This window comes from Pseudomonas sp. (assembly GCF_035512415.1).
GTDB lineage: Bacteria > Pseudomonadota > Gammaproteobacteria > Pseudomonadales > Pseudomonadaceae > Aquipseudomonas.
In genome coordinates, this window is sequence record NZ_DATKDZ010000041.1 from 1 (window position 1) to 14,764 (window position 14,764).

The 14,764-nt window shown below is 62.5% G+C and carries 14 protein-coding genes and 2 pseudogenes; 12 read left to right on the forward strand and 4 right to left on the reverse strand.

The window, feature by feature from the left end; translation table 11 throughout:
- Positions 1-571: pseudogene (locus VMP31_RS20725) on the reverse strand (IS1182-like element ISCfr1 family transposase); the annotation flags it as partial.
- A 263-nt stretch (positions 572-834) separates the two neighbouring features.
- Between VMP31_RS20725 and ccoG the strand changes: the two are divergent.
- The 4 genes from ccoG to VMP31_RS20745 all read left to right on the forward strand — a co-directional run bounded on the left by ccoG (position 835) and on the right by VMP31_RS20745 (position 5,529).
- Positions 835-2,250, forward strand: a complete 1,416-nt coding sequence (gene ccoG, locus VMP31_RS20730; RefSeq protein WP_325509600.1) for a cytochrome c oxidase accessory protein CcoG — start codon at positions 835-837, stop codon at positions 2,248-2,250.
- 64 nt (positions 2,251-2,314) lie between these two features.
- Positions 2,315-3,724 carry a GntR family transcriptional regulator MpaR gene (mapR, locus tag VMP31_RS20735; protein ID WP_325509630.1) on the forward strand — a complete coding sequence of 470 codons (1,410 nt, stop codon included), beginning with the start codon at positions 2,315-2,317 and terminating at the stop codon, positions 3,722-3,724.
- A gap of 233 nt (positions 3,725-3,957) precedes the next feature.
- The gene (locus VMP31_RS20740) at positions 3,958-4,752 is read left to right on the forward strand and encodes an outer membrane protein OmpK (RefSeq protein WP_325509601.1); all 795 of its coding nucleotides are present in this window, start codon (positions 3,958-3,960) and stop codon (positions 4,750-4,752) included.
- Positions 4,753-5,031: 279 nt separating this feature from the next.
- A complete protein-coding gene (locus tag VMP31_RS20745) occupies positions 5,032-5,529 on the forward strand; it encodes an LEA type 2 family protein (protein ID WP_325509602.1) in 498 nt (165 codons plus the stop codon).
- A gap of 151 nt (positions 5,530-5,680) precedes the next feature.
- Here the strand turns inward: VMP31_RS20745 and VMP31_RS20750 are convergent, their stop codons facing one another.
- Positions 5,681-7,405: a GspE/PulE family protein gene (locus VMP31_RS20750; protein ID WP_325509603.1), complete on the reverse strand. Its 1,725-nt coding sequence runs from the start codon at positions 7,403-7,405 to the stop codon at positions 5,681-5,683.
- 134 nt (positions 7,406-7,539) lie between these two features.
- On the opposite strand from VMP31_RS20750, the pseudogene VMP31_RS20755 reads away from it, so the two are divergent.
- The 5 genes and pseudogenes from VMP31_RS20755 to VMP31_RS20775 all read left to right on the forward strand — a co-directional run.
- A pseudogene (locus VMP31_RS20755) lies at positions 7,540-7,752 on the forward strand (LEA type 2 family protein); the annotation flags it as partial.
- Between the two features lie 175 nt (positions 7,753-7,927).
- Entirely contained in the window at positions 7,928-8,266 is a 339-nt protein-coding gene (locus VMP31_RS20760) for a hypothetical protein (RefSeq protein ID WP_325509604.1), read from the forward strand.
- 175 nt (positions 8,267-8,441) lie between these two features.
- Complete coding sequence (locus VMP31_RS20765; RefSeq protein ID WP_325509605.1) at positions 8,442-8,783, forward strand: zinc ribbon domain-containing protein YjdM; 342 nt, start codon at positions 8,442-8,444, stop codon at positions 8,781-8,783.
- Positions 8,784-9,258: 475 nt separating this feature from the next.
- Positions 9,259-9,981, forward strand: coding sequence for a transporter substrate-binding domain-containing protein (locus VMP31_RS20770; protein WP_325509606.1), 723 nt, complete (start codon positions 9,259-9,261; stop codon positions 9,979-9,981).
- A 52-nt stretch (positions 9,982-10,033) separates the two neighbouring features.
- A complete protein-coding gene (locus VMP31_RS20775; protein ID WP_325509607.1) occupies positions 10,034-10,228 on the forward strand; it encodes a hypothetical protein in 195 nt (64 codons plus the stop codon).
- Positions 10,229-10,233: 5 nt separating this feature from the next.
- Here VMP31_RS20775 and VMP31_RS20780 read toward each other — a convergent pair whose 3' ends face one another.
- Positions 10,234-11,016 carry a hypothetical protein gene (locus VMP31_RS20780; RefSeq protein ID WP_325509608.1) on the reverse strand — a complete coding sequence of 261 codons (783 nt, stop codon included), beginning with the start codon at positions 11,014-11,016 and terminating at the stop codon, positions 10,234-10,236.
- 214 nt (positions 11,017-11,230) lie between these two features.
- Between VMP31_RS20780 and VMP31_RS20785 the strand changes: the two genes are divergently transcribed.
- The gene (locus VMP31_RS20785) at positions 11,231-11,959 is read left to right on the forward strand and encodes an endonuclease (RefSeq protein WP_325509609.1); all 729 of its coding nucleotides are present in this window, start codon (positions 11,231-11,233) and stop codon (positions 11,957-11,959) included.
- 121 nt (positions 11,960-12,080) lie between these two features.
- Complete coding sequence (locus VMP31_RS20790; protein ID WP_325509610.1) at positions 12,081-12,662, forward strand: DUF1415 domain-containing protein; 582 nt, start codon at positions 12,081-12,083, stop codon at positions 12,660-12,662.
- A 261-nt stretch (positions 12,663-12,923) separates the two neighbouring features.
- Here the strand turns inward: VMP31_RS20790 and VMP31_RS20795 are convergent, their stop codons facing one another.
- A complete protein-coding gene (locus tag VMP31_RS20795) occupies positions 12,924-13,340 on the reverse strand; it encodes a CBS domain-containing protein (RefSeq protein ID WP_325509611.1) in 417 nt (138 codons plus the stop codon).
- 221 nt (positions 13,341-13,561) lie between these two features.
- Between VMP31_RS20795 and VMP31_RS20800 the strand changes: the two genes are divergently transcribed.
- Positions 13,562-13,930 carry a hypothetical protein gene (locus VMP31_RS20800; protein ID WP_325509612.1) on the forward strand — a complete coding sequence of 123 codons (369 nt, stop codon included), beginning with the start codon at positions 13,562-13,564 and terminating at the stop codon, positions 13,928-13,930.
- Positions 13,931-14,764 lie beyond the last annotated feature (834 nt).

A 14,764-nucleotide genomic window follows, 5' to 3' on the forward strand; every position in this document is an offset into this window, starting at 1 on the left:
CGCCTCTTCATCAAGGGCTTCGAGGTACTCGCGCACTGCGCGGCTGCTGAGCTTTGGATCGTTCCAATCGACCGCATCTCCCGCTACCCCACGTTGCCGGCTGGCATCCGCCTTGATGATGCTGGCGTCGACGGCGAAACCCTCACCCTTGACCAGGCCGGCCGCCATGCAGCGCCGCAGCACCTCATTGAATAACCAGCGGAATAGATCGCTGTCACGAAAACGCCCATGGCGATTCTTCGAGAAGGTCGAGTGATTGGGGACTTCGTCTTCCAGACCCAGCCGGCAGAACCAGCGATAGGCCAGGTTCAGGTGCACCTCTTCGCACAATCGCCGCTCGGAACGAATGCCATAGCAGTAGCCGACGACCAGCATGCGCACCATCAACTCCGGGTCAATCGAGGGACGCCCTATGGGGCTATAGAAATCCGCCAGGTAGGCACGCAGATCACTGAGATCCAGGCACTGGTCGATGCTGCGCAGGAGATGTTGGATGTTGGGCCGGGACGTGATCTTCCAGATTGAACGAGTAGAACAGGCGCTGCTGTCCTCCCGGTAACTGTCCCATCATGCTGTTCGCCCCCACGCTCGCTGACAAAGCAATTTTGCCAACGGCATGGGAAGGCCGCTACTTTTTCAACAGAATCGGCCGAAAGTAGCCTGACATGAGTGGCCACTACTGCCATCACCAATGCCTCAGCCCATTAAAGCCAAAGCCCCCCCCCAGCCTCCCCCACCATCTGATCCGCTTTTTATTTGAAAACCTGAGTCTGTTATCCAAATACCCGCGCTCGCATCATTCCCCTCGCCTGATAAAGCCCGACGAGGCCCGTAATGAGCGAACGTATTCCCGCGCAGGTTATCGAGACTATCGACCCGCGCCAGCCTATCCGCCTGACGCCTTCCCAGGCTGGCGGGCCGATTCATACCCGCAGTTTTAGCGGCTGCTTTCGCAATCTGCGCCTGTACGGTGCCGGCCTGCTGTTTCTGATCTTCTTCGGCACGGCCTGGCTGGACTGGGACGGTCGCCAGGCGGTGTTGTGGAACCTGGCTGAGCACCGCTATTACATCTTCGGCGCGACCTTCTGGCCGCAGGATTTCACCCTGCTCTCGGCGCTGCTGATCATTGCCGCCTTTGGCCTATTCACTATCACCGTGGTGGCCGGGCGCGTGTGGTGTGGCTACACCTGCCCGCAGAGTGTGTGGACCTGGGTGTTTATGTGGGCGGAGAAAGTTACCGAAGGTGAGCGCAATCAGCGGGTCAAGCTGGATGCCGCGCCCTGGTCGCTGAACAAGCTGGCGCGGCGCAGTGCCAAGCACGCAATCTGGCTGGCGGTCAGCCTGCTCACGGCGCTGACTTTTATCGGCTACTTCACGCCGATTCGCCCGTTGGCCAGCGACCTGCTGCGCCTGCAACTGGAGGGCGGCACGCTGGTGTGGGTGTTGTTCTTTATGGCCGCCACCTACCTCAACGCCGGCTGGCTGCGCGAGAAGGTCTGCGTGCATATGTGCCCCTACTCGCGCTTTCAGAGTGCGATGTTCGACGATGACACCCTGCTGGTGGCCTACGACGCCAAACGCGGCGAAGGCCGTGGCCCGCGCAAAAAGGACAGCAACCACAAGGCCGAGGGCCTGGGCGATTGCATCGACTGTTATATGTGCGTGCAGGTGTGCCCGACCGGTATCGATATCCGTGATGGCCTGCAGATTGACTGCATCAGTTGCGGTGCCTGCATCGACGCCTGCGACGGGGTGATGGACAAGATGGGCTACGCCAAGGGCCTGGTGGGCTATCACTCCGAACGTGAACTGCAAGGCGGCAAAACCCACTGGCTACGGCCACGGCTGATCGGTTATGGCATCGCCCTGGTGCTGATGATCGGAGCCTTTGTCTGGGCCTTGAGCGCGCGCTCGATGCTGTCCATCGACTCGGCCAAGGACCGCAGTATGTTCCGCGAAAACCAGCTGGGGCAGATCGAGAACACCTACCTGCTCAAGGTGATCAACAAGACCCAGCAGCCGCAGCGCTATGGCCTGGCGCTGGTCGACAGCCCCGGCCTGCGCCTGGATGCACCGCAGCAGTTGCAGCTGAATCCCGGTGAGATTCTCGACGTACCGGTGACTGTGGTGCAGCTGGTCGAGCAGGCCACTGGCGCGACCAGGCCGGTGCGTTTCGAACTCAGCAACCTGGCCGATGCGGATCAGCACGCGCACAGCCAAAGCGTATTTATCGCCCCGCGCGGGCGCTGACAGTCGCATGGCAAAGCAACTCCCCGTAGAGTGCGTTGGAATACTCAGCACACCTATGAACACGATGAAACGCTACGAAAAACTCGCCGACCAGGTTGCCGAACTGATCCGCACTGGCATGCTCGCCCCTGGCGAAAAGGTGCCGTCAGTGCGCCACGCCAGTCGCACCTATGGGGTCAGCCCGTCCACGGTGTTCCAGGCCTATTACCTGCTGGAAGACCGTGGCCTGATCCAGGCGCGCGCCCGCTCCGGCTACTACGTTCGCGAGCTGGCGCGGCATTCCCTGGCCGAGCCGGAAACCAGCCAGCAGCCGACGCAGACCACCGAAGTGGATGTCAGCGAGCTGGTGTTCTCGGTACTCGCCTCATTGAAAGACCCGGATACCGTGCCGTTCGGCTCGGCCTTCCCCAGCCCCGACCTGTTTCCCCTGCCGCGCCTGGCCCGCTCCATGGCGCAGAGCGTGCGCGACATGCCGCCCCATGCAGTGATCGCCGATATGACCGAGGGCAACCCCAACCTGCGCCGGCAGATTGCCCTGCGTTATATGGTCAGCGGCGTGATGCTGCCGCTGGAGGAACTGGTGATCACCAGCGGGGCCATGGAGGCACTGAATCTGTGCCTGCAATGCGTGACCCAGCCGGGCGACCTGGTAGCTATCGAGGCCCCGGCCTTCTATGCCACGCTGCAGGTGCTGGAGCGCTTAAAGCTCAAGGCCGTGGAAATCCCGGTCAACCCGCGTGAAGGTATCGATCTGGATGTGCTGAGCGAACGCCTGGCCAGCCTGCCGATCAAGGCCTGCTGGTTTATGAGCAGCCTGCAGAACCCGCTGGGCGCGAGCATGAGCAACAGCAAGAAAGAGGCGCTGTATCAATTGCTGCAGCGCCATCAGGTGCCGCTGATCGAGGATGACGTGTACGCCGAGCTGTACTACGGCAGCCAACCGCCGAAGCCGGTAAAGAGCTTTGATCGCGACGGACTGGTGATGCACTGCGGCTCGTTCTCCAAATGCCTGGCACCGGGTTATCGGGTCGGCTGGGTGGCCGGCGGACGCTATGCCGAGCAGATCAGCCGGCTCAAGCTGATGACCACCATCTCGCCCTCCGTACCGGCTCAGGCCGCCCTGGCCGATTACCTGCAACACGGCGGTTACGACCGCCACCTGCGCAAGCTGCGCCACGCCCTGGAGGCGCAACAGGCGTCGATGCTGGCTTCGGCCGCGCGGCACTTCCCAGCCAGCACCAAGGTCACCCGCCCCAGCGGTGGTTACTTTCTCTGGTTCGAATTCCCTGAACAGGTCGACTCGCTGCAGCTGTTCCAGCTCGCCCTGGCCCAGGGCATCAGCCTGGCACCTGGACCGATCTTCTCGGCCACCCGGCGCTTCGGCAACTGCGCCCGCCTGAACTACGGCCACCCCTGGAGCGCGCAGAGCGAACAGGCGATGGCCGTGATCGGGCGAATTATCGCCTCGTTCTAAGCCTGAGCCGCCGCGCACCAACTTAAGGCTGAAACTGTCCACTCGGTCAGTTATCAGTGCATGCAGCGTATTTACATTTCCCGGCAAACCACTAGAGTGCGCGCCCGCGCCGCTCTGCGTGGCGGTGCTGCAGACAAATGCAGGACTTGGCCTCCTTCTTGCTCAAGCTCCGACAGCCTGACCACTTAGACAGGTTTAAAACGATAATTCAGCACTTTGGGGAGCACCACTCGATGAACCGTACTCTTTCCTCTCTGGTTCTGGCTGGCGGTTTGCTGGCGGGCGGCCAGGCTATTGCCGGCGACCTGATGCACTGGCAGAACAACAGCCTGACCTACCTCTATGGCCAGGACTACAAGGTCGACCCGGAAATCCAGCAAACCGTGACCTTCGAGCACGTCAGTGGCTGGGCTATCGGCGACCTGTTCTTCTTCGTCGACACCATCAAGTACAACACCGACGCCACCAATGGCGCGGGCGACGGCCACACCTTCTACGGTGAATTCTCGCCGCGCCTGTCGTTCGGCAAGCTGTTCGACAGCAAGCTGGAATTTGGCCCGATCAAGGACGTGCTGCTGGCCGCCACCTACGAGTTTGGCGAAGACGATGTCGAGTCCTACCTGATCGGCCCGGGCTTCGATCTGGCGATCCCCGGCTTCGATTACTTCTCGCTGAACTTCTACCACCGCGAAACCGACGGCGACCGCGATGGCAGCGGCGTTTGGCAGATCACCCCGGTGTGGAGCTACACCATTCCGGTGGGCAAATCCGACATCGTGATCGACGGCTTTATGGACTGGGTGGTGGACAACGACGAGAGCTACCACGCCAACCTGCACTTCAACCCGCAGATCAAGTACGACCTGGGCAAGGCCATGAACTGGGGCGAGAAGCAGCTGTATGTCGGCATCGAATACGACTATTGGAAGGACAAGTACGGCATCCAGGACAGCGGTTTTGTCAGCGACAACTTCGTCGGCCCGACCGACCAGAACACCGCCAGCCTGCTGGTAAAAGCGCACTTCTGATCCACCGCCGACTCGGCCTGGGCAACCCCGGGCCGAACGCATCGCTACAGCCCCTCCCCCGCCTGTTCCCAGGCACTCCAATAGCGCTGGTCGATACATACCGCAGCGTGCTGTCACAGATTTCGCTGAGCAAGGGCAGCCCCAGCAGCGAGCGGCAATCGTTGTATGCCTTCAGCCTCAGGCTAGCCATGGCGCAATATCAGCCGGCTATGCCGTGAGCAAAAGCCGCAGCTTGGGGTCTACTATCCTGTCCTGACCGCCATAACGGAAAACCCGAGCATGCCCGACACCCTGATCAAGCGTTTACGTCCCCTGGGCCTGGCCCTGCTGCTGCTCGGCCTCAGCGCCTGCAGCACCCTGGCCCCGCGTGACCCGCTGCATATCGACTTGGTCGGCCTGGAACCCTTGCCCGGCCAGGGCCTGGAGGTGCGCTTCGCCCTCAAACTGCGGGTGCAGAACCCCAATGAAACACCCATCGACTTCAACGGCGTGGCCGTGCAGCTGGATATCAACAAGCAGCCGCTGGCCAGCGGCGTCAGCAACCAGAGCGGCCAGGTGCCGCGTTTTGGCGAGACCGTTATTAGCATTCCGGTAAGCATTTCCGCCTATTCGGTTATGCGTCAGGCCTGGGGTGTCGGCGGCTATAAACCGGGGCAGGATCTGCCCTATGCGCTGCGCGGCAAACTCGCCGGCGGCTTGTTCGGCACCCGGCGCTTTAGTGACTCGGGCAACTTGAACTGGCCCCAGCCGGCTGGGTATCCCCCAGTCAGGCCCTGACAAGCAGCCCGCATAACCGAGAGGCTGTGTGGCAGTTGCGGCTAGAGGCCCAGCGCCGCTCACCTGCTGGTCTGCACGCCGGATCGCAGGGCTACGCGCGACCATCGACCGCCTCCCACCGCAGCACTGCGGCTTAAGCCGGCCTGGCCAACTATTCCAGACGCACCCGATACACCTCGGCCAATGCGATCAGCTTGTCCCGCGCCAGGGCCAGGGCACTCTGGGTCAGGGGACGCATGCCGTCGGCAACGGCCTGCACCTCGATGGCCTGGGCCGCCACCGCCGGCTGGATCATGGCGCGCAAGGCTGGCGTGACCTCGAGCAGCTCATAGGCAGCCACGCGCCCGGCAAACCCCTTGCCGTGGCAATGGCTGCAGCCACGGCCAACATAGAAGGTCTCCTGCGCATCCAGGCCCAGTGCCGCCCGCACATAATCCGGCACCGGCTCCTCTTCCAGGCATTCCGGGCAGTTGCGCCGCACCAGGCGCTGGGCCAGCACCCCGAGCAGGCTGGCATTGAGCAAATAGGACGCAACGCCTATTTCCAGCAGGCGGGTGACTGTGGTCGCGGCGCTGTTGGTATGCAGGGTGGAGAGCACCAAATGGCCGGTCAGGGCACTCTCAGTCGCCATGATCGCGGTCTCCTGGTCACGGATCTCGCCGACCATGATCACGTCCGGGTCATGCCGCAGGATATGCCGCAGAGCACGGGCAAAGGTGTAGCCGATCTGCGGCTTGACCTGAATCTGACGAATCCCGTCGATCTGGAACTCCACCGGGTCTTCGACCGTGATGATGTTCACCCCGGTTTGCTTGATGTCATTAAGGGCGGCGTAGAGGGTGGTGCTCTTGCCTGAACCGGTCGGTCCGGTCACCAGCAGGATGCCCTGGTTGTGGCTGGTCAGGTTACGAAAGCGCTGGGCATCCTCGCTGTTGAAGCCAATCTGATCGAGCGTTTTGAGGCTCTGCTGGGTGTCCAGGATGCGGATCACCACGCTTTCGCCATGCACCGTCGGCATGATCGACAGACGCAGGTCGATAGTGCGATCGCTGACCCGCACCAGGTGCCGACCATCCTGGGGCAAGCGCCGCTCAGCGATGTTCATGCCACCGATGATCTTGATCCGGCTGACAATCGCCGGCAGGTTGCCGGGCCTGATCCGGCGGATCTCCGTCAGCACGCCATCGATGCGAAACAGGATGGTCACCTCGCGCTCGCCAGGCCGCAGGTGGATGTCCGAGGCGTGCCGGCCGATCGCATCCTCCAGCAGGCTGTCGACAAAACGCACCGTCGGTTTGTCCTCGGCCAACTGCTTGATCCGGTGCAGGCTCAACTCGGGCTCCTGGCCCTGGTGCTCAGGCAACTCCAACGCAGTGGCCGCGCCATAGTGCAGATTGATCGCCGCCTGCACCTCATCGCCCCGCGCATGAATAGCCTCGACCTGCTTGCCGGTAACAAAACCCAGCAGGTGCAGCAGATCGCAGTCCGAGGGTGTTGGCGTAGCCACCACCAACAACTCGCCTTCGAGCATCAACGGCAACACCTGATGCTCCCGCGCCAGGTTCTCGGGCAGCAGGAGCAACGCCTGTTGTTCGACCTCAAAACCGTCCAGATTGACCCGCGCGATATCCAGTTGCTGCACCAACGCCTCGGCCAGCTGCTGCTTATCGATCAACTTGCGCCGCAGCAGGATATCGCCGACCCGGCCCACGCCCGGATCTTCATCCTGCAGACGCAGGGCCTGTCGCAGGGTCCGGGGATCTAGGCAACCGCCCCCCACCAGAAGCTCGCCAACCAACTGATGCGGCTGCTCGTTCTCGGCGCGCAGACGCAGGTGTTCAAGCAATTGCTGACGGTCGGTTATGAGTAGCGGCATGGGCAGCAAACCTCGGCTAGAAACGTCTAACCAGTATATGCGCCACTAATTAGCCATCACTGCATTGAGTCAATAAAGCCAATGCTGCCGGCCCCAGCCTGGGGCCCGTGCACTACCGATATGAAATCCGGGTCGGCCAGGTGCCGCGTTTTGGCGAGGCTATCATCAGCATTCCGGTAAGCATTTCCGCCTATTCGGTTATGCGTCAGGCCTGGGGTGCGGCGGGCTACCCGGGAGCCAAGGGCCTGCCCTATGAACTGCGCGGCAAACTGGCCGGCGGCCTGCTGGGAACCCGCCGTTTCAGCGACAGCGGCACCCTAAACTGGCCCGAACCGGCAACGCGCTAGCGAGCTCTAGTGCCCACACACGGCGCACCCTACAGGGACCGGCCACGGTCGGTGAGCGGATCGCGCCGGCCACTGTCTTTACAAAAGATTTACACAATCTCCAGCGGAATTTTCTCCGGGCGCAAGGTCAAAAGTTCTAACCGGCGCGTGCCGAACCCCTGGAGGATTTTCACTCATGATTGGCCGCATTCCCTTAGTCGCGGTGCTTGTTGGCAGCCTGGCCTTTGCCGGTCAGGCGGCAGCCGACCATGGCTCGCGCCGCGACGCGCTGATTACCGGAGCCGTAGTCGGGGCCGTGGTCGGTGGCGTGATTGCCAGCAGCCGGCATGCTCCGCCGGTCTATGTCGAGGTGGCACCGCCGCCACCCCAGGTCGTCTATTACGAACCACGCCCACGCTATTACGAGCCCTACCCGGTAGTGGTCGAGCACCGCTATTACAAGCCGCGTCATCACAAGCACCACCGGCATCACCGCAAACATCATCGCCACGACCGCGACTACTACCGCTGGTAGTAGGCCCTGCCCGCGCCCACGGCGCGGGCAGGCATTTCCCTAAAAGCGCGGCAGCCTGCCGCGCGCAGCCCGCTGCAGAGCCCTGGCACCGCGCCTGCGGCCATGCGCACCGCCGACCCGCGATAAAACCCTATATACTATGCGGCTTTGATTATTCCCAAGCCGAGGACCTCGCGTGAGCACGTTGCCAGCCTGCCCCAAATGCAATTCCGAATACACCTATGCCGACGGCGAGCAGCTGATCTGCCCGGAGTGCGCCCACGAGTGGTCCGCCAACGCCAGTGCAGACGCTGCGGATGATGCCAAGGTGATCAAGGATTCGGTCGGCAATGTGCTGCAGGACGGCGACACCATCACCGTAATCAAGGACCTCAAGGTCAAGGGCTCCTCGCTGGTGGTCAAGGTCGGCACCAAGGTCAAGGGCATCCGCCTGTGCGACGGCGACCACGATATCGACTGCAAGATCGACGGTATCGGCGCGATGAAGCTGAAGTCCGAGTTTGTACGCAAGGTCTAGCAGGACACGCTTAACACCTAAGCCCCGGCTCAGCAGCCGGGGCTTTTTTGTGGCTGTGTGCCCGTAACTGCTTAGGCGCGATCTCTTGTAGGTATCGCGACTCCGCGGCGAACGCTCCCCTCACCCTAACCCTCTCCCCGGAGGGGCGAGGGGACTAATCGGCGTACGCCGGACAATCGTGCAACAGGTAGGGTGCGCCGTGCGCACCGACGTGACCGCGAGCTCTCCCCCATGCCCAGGGATCAGGCACGCGCGGGCAGGTTGGCATTGAGGCCGCGATGCCCAACAGGCCATCGCAGGCCCCGCGGGTATCCCTTTGCGCCTAGGTTAGAGGGGGCTATCTCGGTGCGCACGGCGCACCCTACGGTTTCCGCTTTCGTTCAATCGCTCGGCAAGCGCAGCATTTTTTCCGCCATTGGCTAGCCTTGTTAATGCACTGCACGCCCGAGTCGCGCGCAGGGTCCGGGAGGCCGTCATGCTGCGTGTTGCGCTGTGTCTGTTGCTGCTATTCACGTCCGTCGTGCAGGCCGAGCCCTGGCGGGTGGTCGGCGATGAGCAGTTCGCCCCTTACAGCTATCTCACCCTCGAGAACGACACCCCACTCGGGCTGGATGTCGAGCTGGTGGAGGCGGTGCTGGCCGAGGCAGGGATCCCCTACATGCTGCGTCTCTACCCCTGGGAACGGGTCAAGAGCATGCTCGACCGCGGCACGGTGGCCATGGCCTTCCAGTTCGCCGGGACCCCGGAGCGCATGCAGCAATACCAACTGGTCGGCCCCCTGCGTACCGGGTCCACTGTCTTTATGACCACCGGTAAAACCGCAATCAGCGACTGGCAGCAACTGGACGACCTGTCGCCCTACGTGATCGGCCAGGTCAGGGGCTATGCCTACCAGTCGGACTTCGATAAAGCCGACCTGGCCCGTGACACCAGCGCGCAGAACCCGCGGCAACTGGTGTCCATGCTGCTGGCCGGGCGCATCGACATCATCATCGGCGACAGGGTGCAGCTGATGTATTTCGTCCGCGAGCAGCGCGCCGAACAGCACGTACGCATCCTGCCCAAGCCGTTGGTGGAAATGCCGCGCTATGTGGCCTTCGCCAAGGGCGACAGCGTCCGCGCCGGGCAGTTTGCCGCGGCTCTGGAGCGCCTGCGCAAGAACGGCAAACTGGACCTGATCTACCAGCGCTGGCAATAATCGGTCCTCGCCACCCGGCCACGATCACAGCCATCCCACCTCGGAGTCCGCCATGCGTCAGTTTCTCCACCCGCTGCTGCTTGCCGCCACATTCGCCCTCGGAGCCTGCGGCGCAGGCGAGACTGCGGTTGTCGCCGATCTGCAGGCAAAAAAGGCCGAGCAGGCGCAGCAGCAGATGGAGCAGCTCAAACAACAGATCGAGCAGGCCAACCAGGTCAACAGCAAGCGTCTCGAAGAGGCCTACTGAGCCCGCTACTGCACCGGCAGGAAGTTGAGAAACAGCAGGCCGTGGGCGTAGTTGACCCCGATCCGCCGGTAACGCTCGTCCAGCACATCGGTCAGCAGATCCAGACGCGCGACCATCTTGCCGAACTCCACGGCGTAACTGAGGTTATAGCCCTCTGCCGAGATCTCGTTGGACAGCAGCCAGGGCCGGCCCTGGCTGTCGCGGCGGTTGACCAGCATCCAGTGGGCCTTCTCGATATTGCGCGCGGCATTGTGGATAAACTGCGCATCCAGCGAATCGGTCAGGTAGTACTGGGTGCGCCCGCCGTGGGCGGTGATCAGCATGCTGGCCATGGAGTAGATAAAGGCAGCGACCCGATCACCCTGATACTGCGCACTCAGCGCATAGCTCAGGGCCGCCACATCGGTACGCCCGCCCAGCTCCGCCAACGGCTGGTTCTGCTCCACCGCGACATGTACCGCGCGCTTGGCTGCGGGCAGGTCGGCAAAACCGCCCTTGCGCCACTCCTGCGGGTTGCGTGCGTAGAGCTTGTCCATCAACCGATAGAGGCTATTGAGGTTGTTGCGCATGCTCAGGGTGGCCATGCGGTCGGCGTTGCTCTGCAGCAGCTCGGTGGCCTTGATCGGGCTGCGGTTGCCGACAATCGACTGATGGTCCTGGCCAGCGCACCCCGCCAGGCCGAGCCCCAGCAAAGCCAGCGCCAGAGCCCGGCAAACGTACGCCGACGACAGCCCGAGCCAGGCGTTCAGAGGGCCATGCGGCCGTATCCAGCGGTAGCCAAATCCCATCAGAGGCAATCCATTCGCAGCAATCCGATGGGGTAAAGCTAGCAACAAAATTCGCCCTGTGCGTTTTTTGTACAGAAAATATGACCTGTAACGCAATCAAGCACCTAGCTACGCAACTTAAAGCGACATAACAGATTACGCAGCCCCCTAGAAAGCCCTCACGGCTGCAAGCTGCTGCGGTTATGATGCGCGGCTTTTTTGTCCCGAGTTGCCCATGCCCCGCCTGTTTGCCCTGCTCTGCCTGCTGCTGGTCGCCCCAGCGGTTTACCCCGACGCCCCGCAAAACTTCTCCGCTGCTAAAAAGATCGCCTGGCGGCTGTATGCCGAACGGCCCAGCACCTTCTATTGCGCCTGCGCCTACCAGGGCAACCGGGTCGATCTCGGCAGCTGCGGCTACAGCGTGCGCAAGCAGCAGCGCCGCGCCGCCCGGGTGGAATGGGAGCATGTGGTGCCCGCCTGGGTGATCGGCCATCAGCGCCAGTGCTGGCAAAACGGTGGGCGCAAGAACTGCACCCGCACCGACGCCCGGTTCAAGGCCGCCGAGGCCGACCTGCACAACCTGGTGCCGAGCATCGGCGAGGTCAACGGCGACCGCTCCAACTACGCCCTCGGCATGCTCGGTGAAAAGCCCACGCAGTACGGGGCCTGCCCCATGGTGGTCAACTTCAAGGCGAAAACCGCCATGCCGCCGCAGCCGGTACGCGGTGCCGCGGCGCGCATCTATCTCTATATGGCCGACCACTACCAACTGCGCCTGTCCAAGCTCGACCGGCGCACCTACGAGGCCTGGAACCGCCAGTACCCGGTCAGCGAGTGGGAACGCTGGCGCAACCAGAAAGTTGGCTGCGTGATGGGCCACGGCAACCCCTATATCGGGGCCGTCGACACGGCGCGCTGCAGCCCACTGCGCCGCGCCGGCAACCCGCAACGCAACAGCGGCTAAGCCCAGAACTCAGCACGCATACGCCGGGCGCAGCAGGCTGCCCGGCACCGCGCAAAAGCCCTGCGCGCCACTATTGGCGCTAAACTTCACGCCCCCCCAGCCAGCCCGAGTCGTTCGCCCTATGTCCAGCACCGCCACCCCGAGCGCCGCCCACGCCATTGCCGAAACCCGCGCCTGGGTCGAACGCGCCGTGATCGGCCTGAACCTCTGCCCGTTCGCCAAGGCGGTGCAGGTCAAGGGCCAAGTTCGCTATGTGTTCTGCGCCAGCGCCGAGCCCGCCGAACTGCTCGCCACGTTGATCGACGAACTGCACCACCTGGCCAACTGCCCCGCGCAGGAAACCGACACCACTCTGCTGATCCACCCGGCGGTCCTTGGCGACTTTCTCGACTTCAACGACTTTCTCGCCGTGGTCGACGACACCCTCGACGACCTCGGCTACAGCGGCATCCTCCAGGTGGCCAGCTTCCACCCGCAGTTCCAGTTCGCCGACACCCATGCCGCAGATATGGGCAACGCCACCAATCGCTCACCCTACCCCACCCTGCATCTCCTCCGCGAAGCCAGCATCGACCGCGCCGTAGCCGCCTTTCCCGACCCGGAGGCGATCTTCGAAGCCAATATCGAAACCCTGGAAGCACTCGGCGCAGACGGCTGGGCCGCCCTGCAGGCGCAATGCCGCGAGGATGCCAAGGACAGCTAACAGGCTGTTGAAAAACTACCTGCGTTGCCGATACGGCGTTAAAAACAGGCTCAAAATGCTCATGTACAACTCGTACACTCCGCTTTTTCGCCTGTTTTTGCCTTGTCTCGGCTGCCTCGCCTACGTTTTTCAACGGCCTGTTAAGGCTCAGGGCACAGCCGAGGGCGCGCCGCATAGCTCGGCACAAGCGCCCGTCAGCGCATTTTGGTGCAGGCCGCCGCTATTTACCGCGGCCATGCACCGCAGCAGTGCGCAGCCGAGTCAGGCCGGCGCGGACAACTTGTCCAGCACCCGATCCAGTTGCTGCAGCAAATGGCGACGGCTGATCACCCCCAGCACCTTGCCCGCGGCATCCACCACCGGGTAGCTCTTGGGCTTGTCGCCGAGCATCTGCTGGGCCAGGGCCATGGGGTCCATATCGCCGCGCACGCTGAGCACCTCGCTACTCATGATGTCGCGCACCGTGGCCACCCGCTGGTTGTAATAAGCAACCTGCACCGCCACCCGCAGACAATCCTGCTCGGACAGCCAGCCCAGCAACAGGCCACCCTCATCGACCACCGGCCCGCCCAATGCGGCATGCCGGATCAACAGATTGGCGGCTTGCACCACCGGCATCTGCGGGTGAATACGGGCGAATTCCTTGCTCATGCAATCGGCGATAGAGGCAGTGATCATCAAACGGGCTCCGCAAAAATTGGCGTATAGGACTCCGGCTCTACGGCCGGGCCAACTAGCGTTAGCAAGTTCCGCACCCGTTTCCCGCAGAACCCACCAAATACCCCCACGATGACCACAGACTGTTTACACAGGCTTTACCTTCGCTTACGCAATGCCAGCGCCATGGCGCAGTCGAACTTAGTAACCGGACAAACCGGTGCCCAAGAGGAGTTCCGCTCATGCGCATACGTATCTCGCTTATCGCCGGCCTGGTGGCCAGCCTCGCGCTGATCGCCCAAGCCCCCGCCCAAGCCTCCAACCGCGATGCCGCGATTGCCGGCGTGGTTATCGGTGCCGTGGTCGGCGGCGTTATCGCCAGCCAGACCCGCCAGGTGCAAGTGCACCACTACGCACCACCACCGGTTTACCATCAGCCTCGGATGGCCTACTACCAACCCCGCCCGGTTTACTACCAACCGGCCCCGGTCTACTACAAAGCCAAGCCGCACAAACACCAGCGCTGGCATAAACAGCAACGCCGCCACGACAGCCATAACGGCTACCAGAACCACCGTGGCCAGCACGGCCAATATGGCAACCGCCGCTAAACAACAGACCCCGCTTCGGCGGGGTTTGTTGTTTGTGTGGGTTGTCGGTGGTGCGATGTGGCTAAGACCACGCCGACAAAGGCAGACGCAGTGAGTATTCGTAGCGGGGGCTGCCCGCCGCAGCGGTTATGACGCGAATTAACGGTTTCGCCCTTACGGCGAGTTACTTTCTCTTTGCTTGTGCAAAGAGAAAGTAACCAAAGAGAAAGCACACCCGACATACGGGTCTGGCTGCGCCAGACTCCCCTCGCTCCGGTGCTGTTCCGAGGGTCGTCACGGTGGGCCATCCCTGGCCCATCGCTCCTCGTTTGGCATCCATGCCAAACGCCCCTCTCCACAGCACCTCCACTCGGCCTCCTGACGGGATTCGGGAACCGCGTCGCCTAGGTGATTTGTGGAAGGCAGAGCGAAAAGGCCAAAGCAAAAGCATCGCGGGCAAGCCCGCTCCTACAGTTTGCTGTGCTTCTAAAAACACCAATCTCACAGACGACGCCAAACGCCCCATCAGGAGGCGGAGTGGAGTCGTTGTGGAAGGGAGCGAGCCGCATGGATGCGGCGAGAGGCGTAAAGGGCCAGGGACGGCCCTTGTACGCCGGCCACTGGAACAATGATGGAGCGAGGGAACCCGACGAAGTCGGGCCGGATGCAAGGGGCAAGACCTTTTGCTTACTTTTGGGGCGTCTGCCAAAAGTGAGCCGCCGTAAGGGCGGAACCGTTAGACCTGGCAATGCATATATGTCGGATAGTAGATTGGCTGCCTCACCGTTATGTGTGAATAAGCTTCGCGGGGAGTAGTTGCTGCGAATCAGGATATGGGGGGGGGGAAGAGGGTAA

Coding starts and splice junctions, on each gene's coding strand:
- VMP31_RS20785 (WP_325509609.1), top strand. CDS start 11,231: ATGCCCCGCCTGTTTGCCCTGCTCTGCCTGCTGCTGGTCGCCCCAGCG.
- VMP31_RS20745 (WP_325509602.1), top strand. CDS start 5,032: ATGCCCGACACCCTGATCAAGCGTTTACGTCCCCTGGGCCTGGCCCTG.
- VMP31_RS20770 (WP_325509606.1), top strand. CDS start 9,259: ATGCTGCGTGTTGCGCTGTGTCTGTTGCTGCTATTCACGTCCGTCGTG.
- VMP31_RS20780 (WP_325509608.1), bottom strand. CDS start 11,016: ATGGGATTTGGCTACCGCTGGATACGGCCGCATGGCCCTCTGAACGCC.
- VMP31_RS20800 (WP_325509612.1), top strand. CDS start 13,562: ATGCGCATACGTATCTCGCTTATCGCCGGCCTGGTGGCCAGCCTCGCG.
- VMP31_RS20750 (WP_325509603.1), bottom strand. CDS start 7,405: ATGCCGCTACTCATAACCGACCGTCAGCAATTGCTTGAACACCTGCGT.
- ccoG (WP_325509600.1), top strand. CDS start 835: ATGAGCGAACGTATTCCCGCGCAGGTTATCGAGACTATCGACCCGCGC.
- VMP31_RS20790 (WP_325509610.1), top strand. CDS start 12,081: ATGTCCAGCACCGCCACCCCGAGCGCCGCCCACGCCATTGCCGAAACC.
- VMP31_RS20760 (WP_325509604.1), top strand. CDS start 7,928: ATGATTGGCCGCATTCCCTTAGTCGCGGTGCTTGTTGGCAGCCTGGCC.
- VMP31_RS20740 (WP_325509601.1), top strand. CDS start 3,958: ATGAACCGTACTCTTTCCTCTCTGGTTCTGGCTGGCGGTTTGCTGGCG.
- VMP31_RS20795 (WP_325509611.1), bottom strand. CDS start 13,340: ATGATCACTGCCTCTATCGCCGATTGCATGAGCAAGGAATTCGCCCGT.
- VMP31_RS20775 (WP_325509607.1), top strand. CDS start 10,034: ATGCGTCAGTTTCTCCACCCGCTGCTGCTTGCCGCCACATTCGCCCTC.
- mapR (WP_325509630.1), top strand. CDS start 2,315: ATGAAACGCTACGAAAAACTCGCCGACCAGGTTGCCGAACTGATCCGC.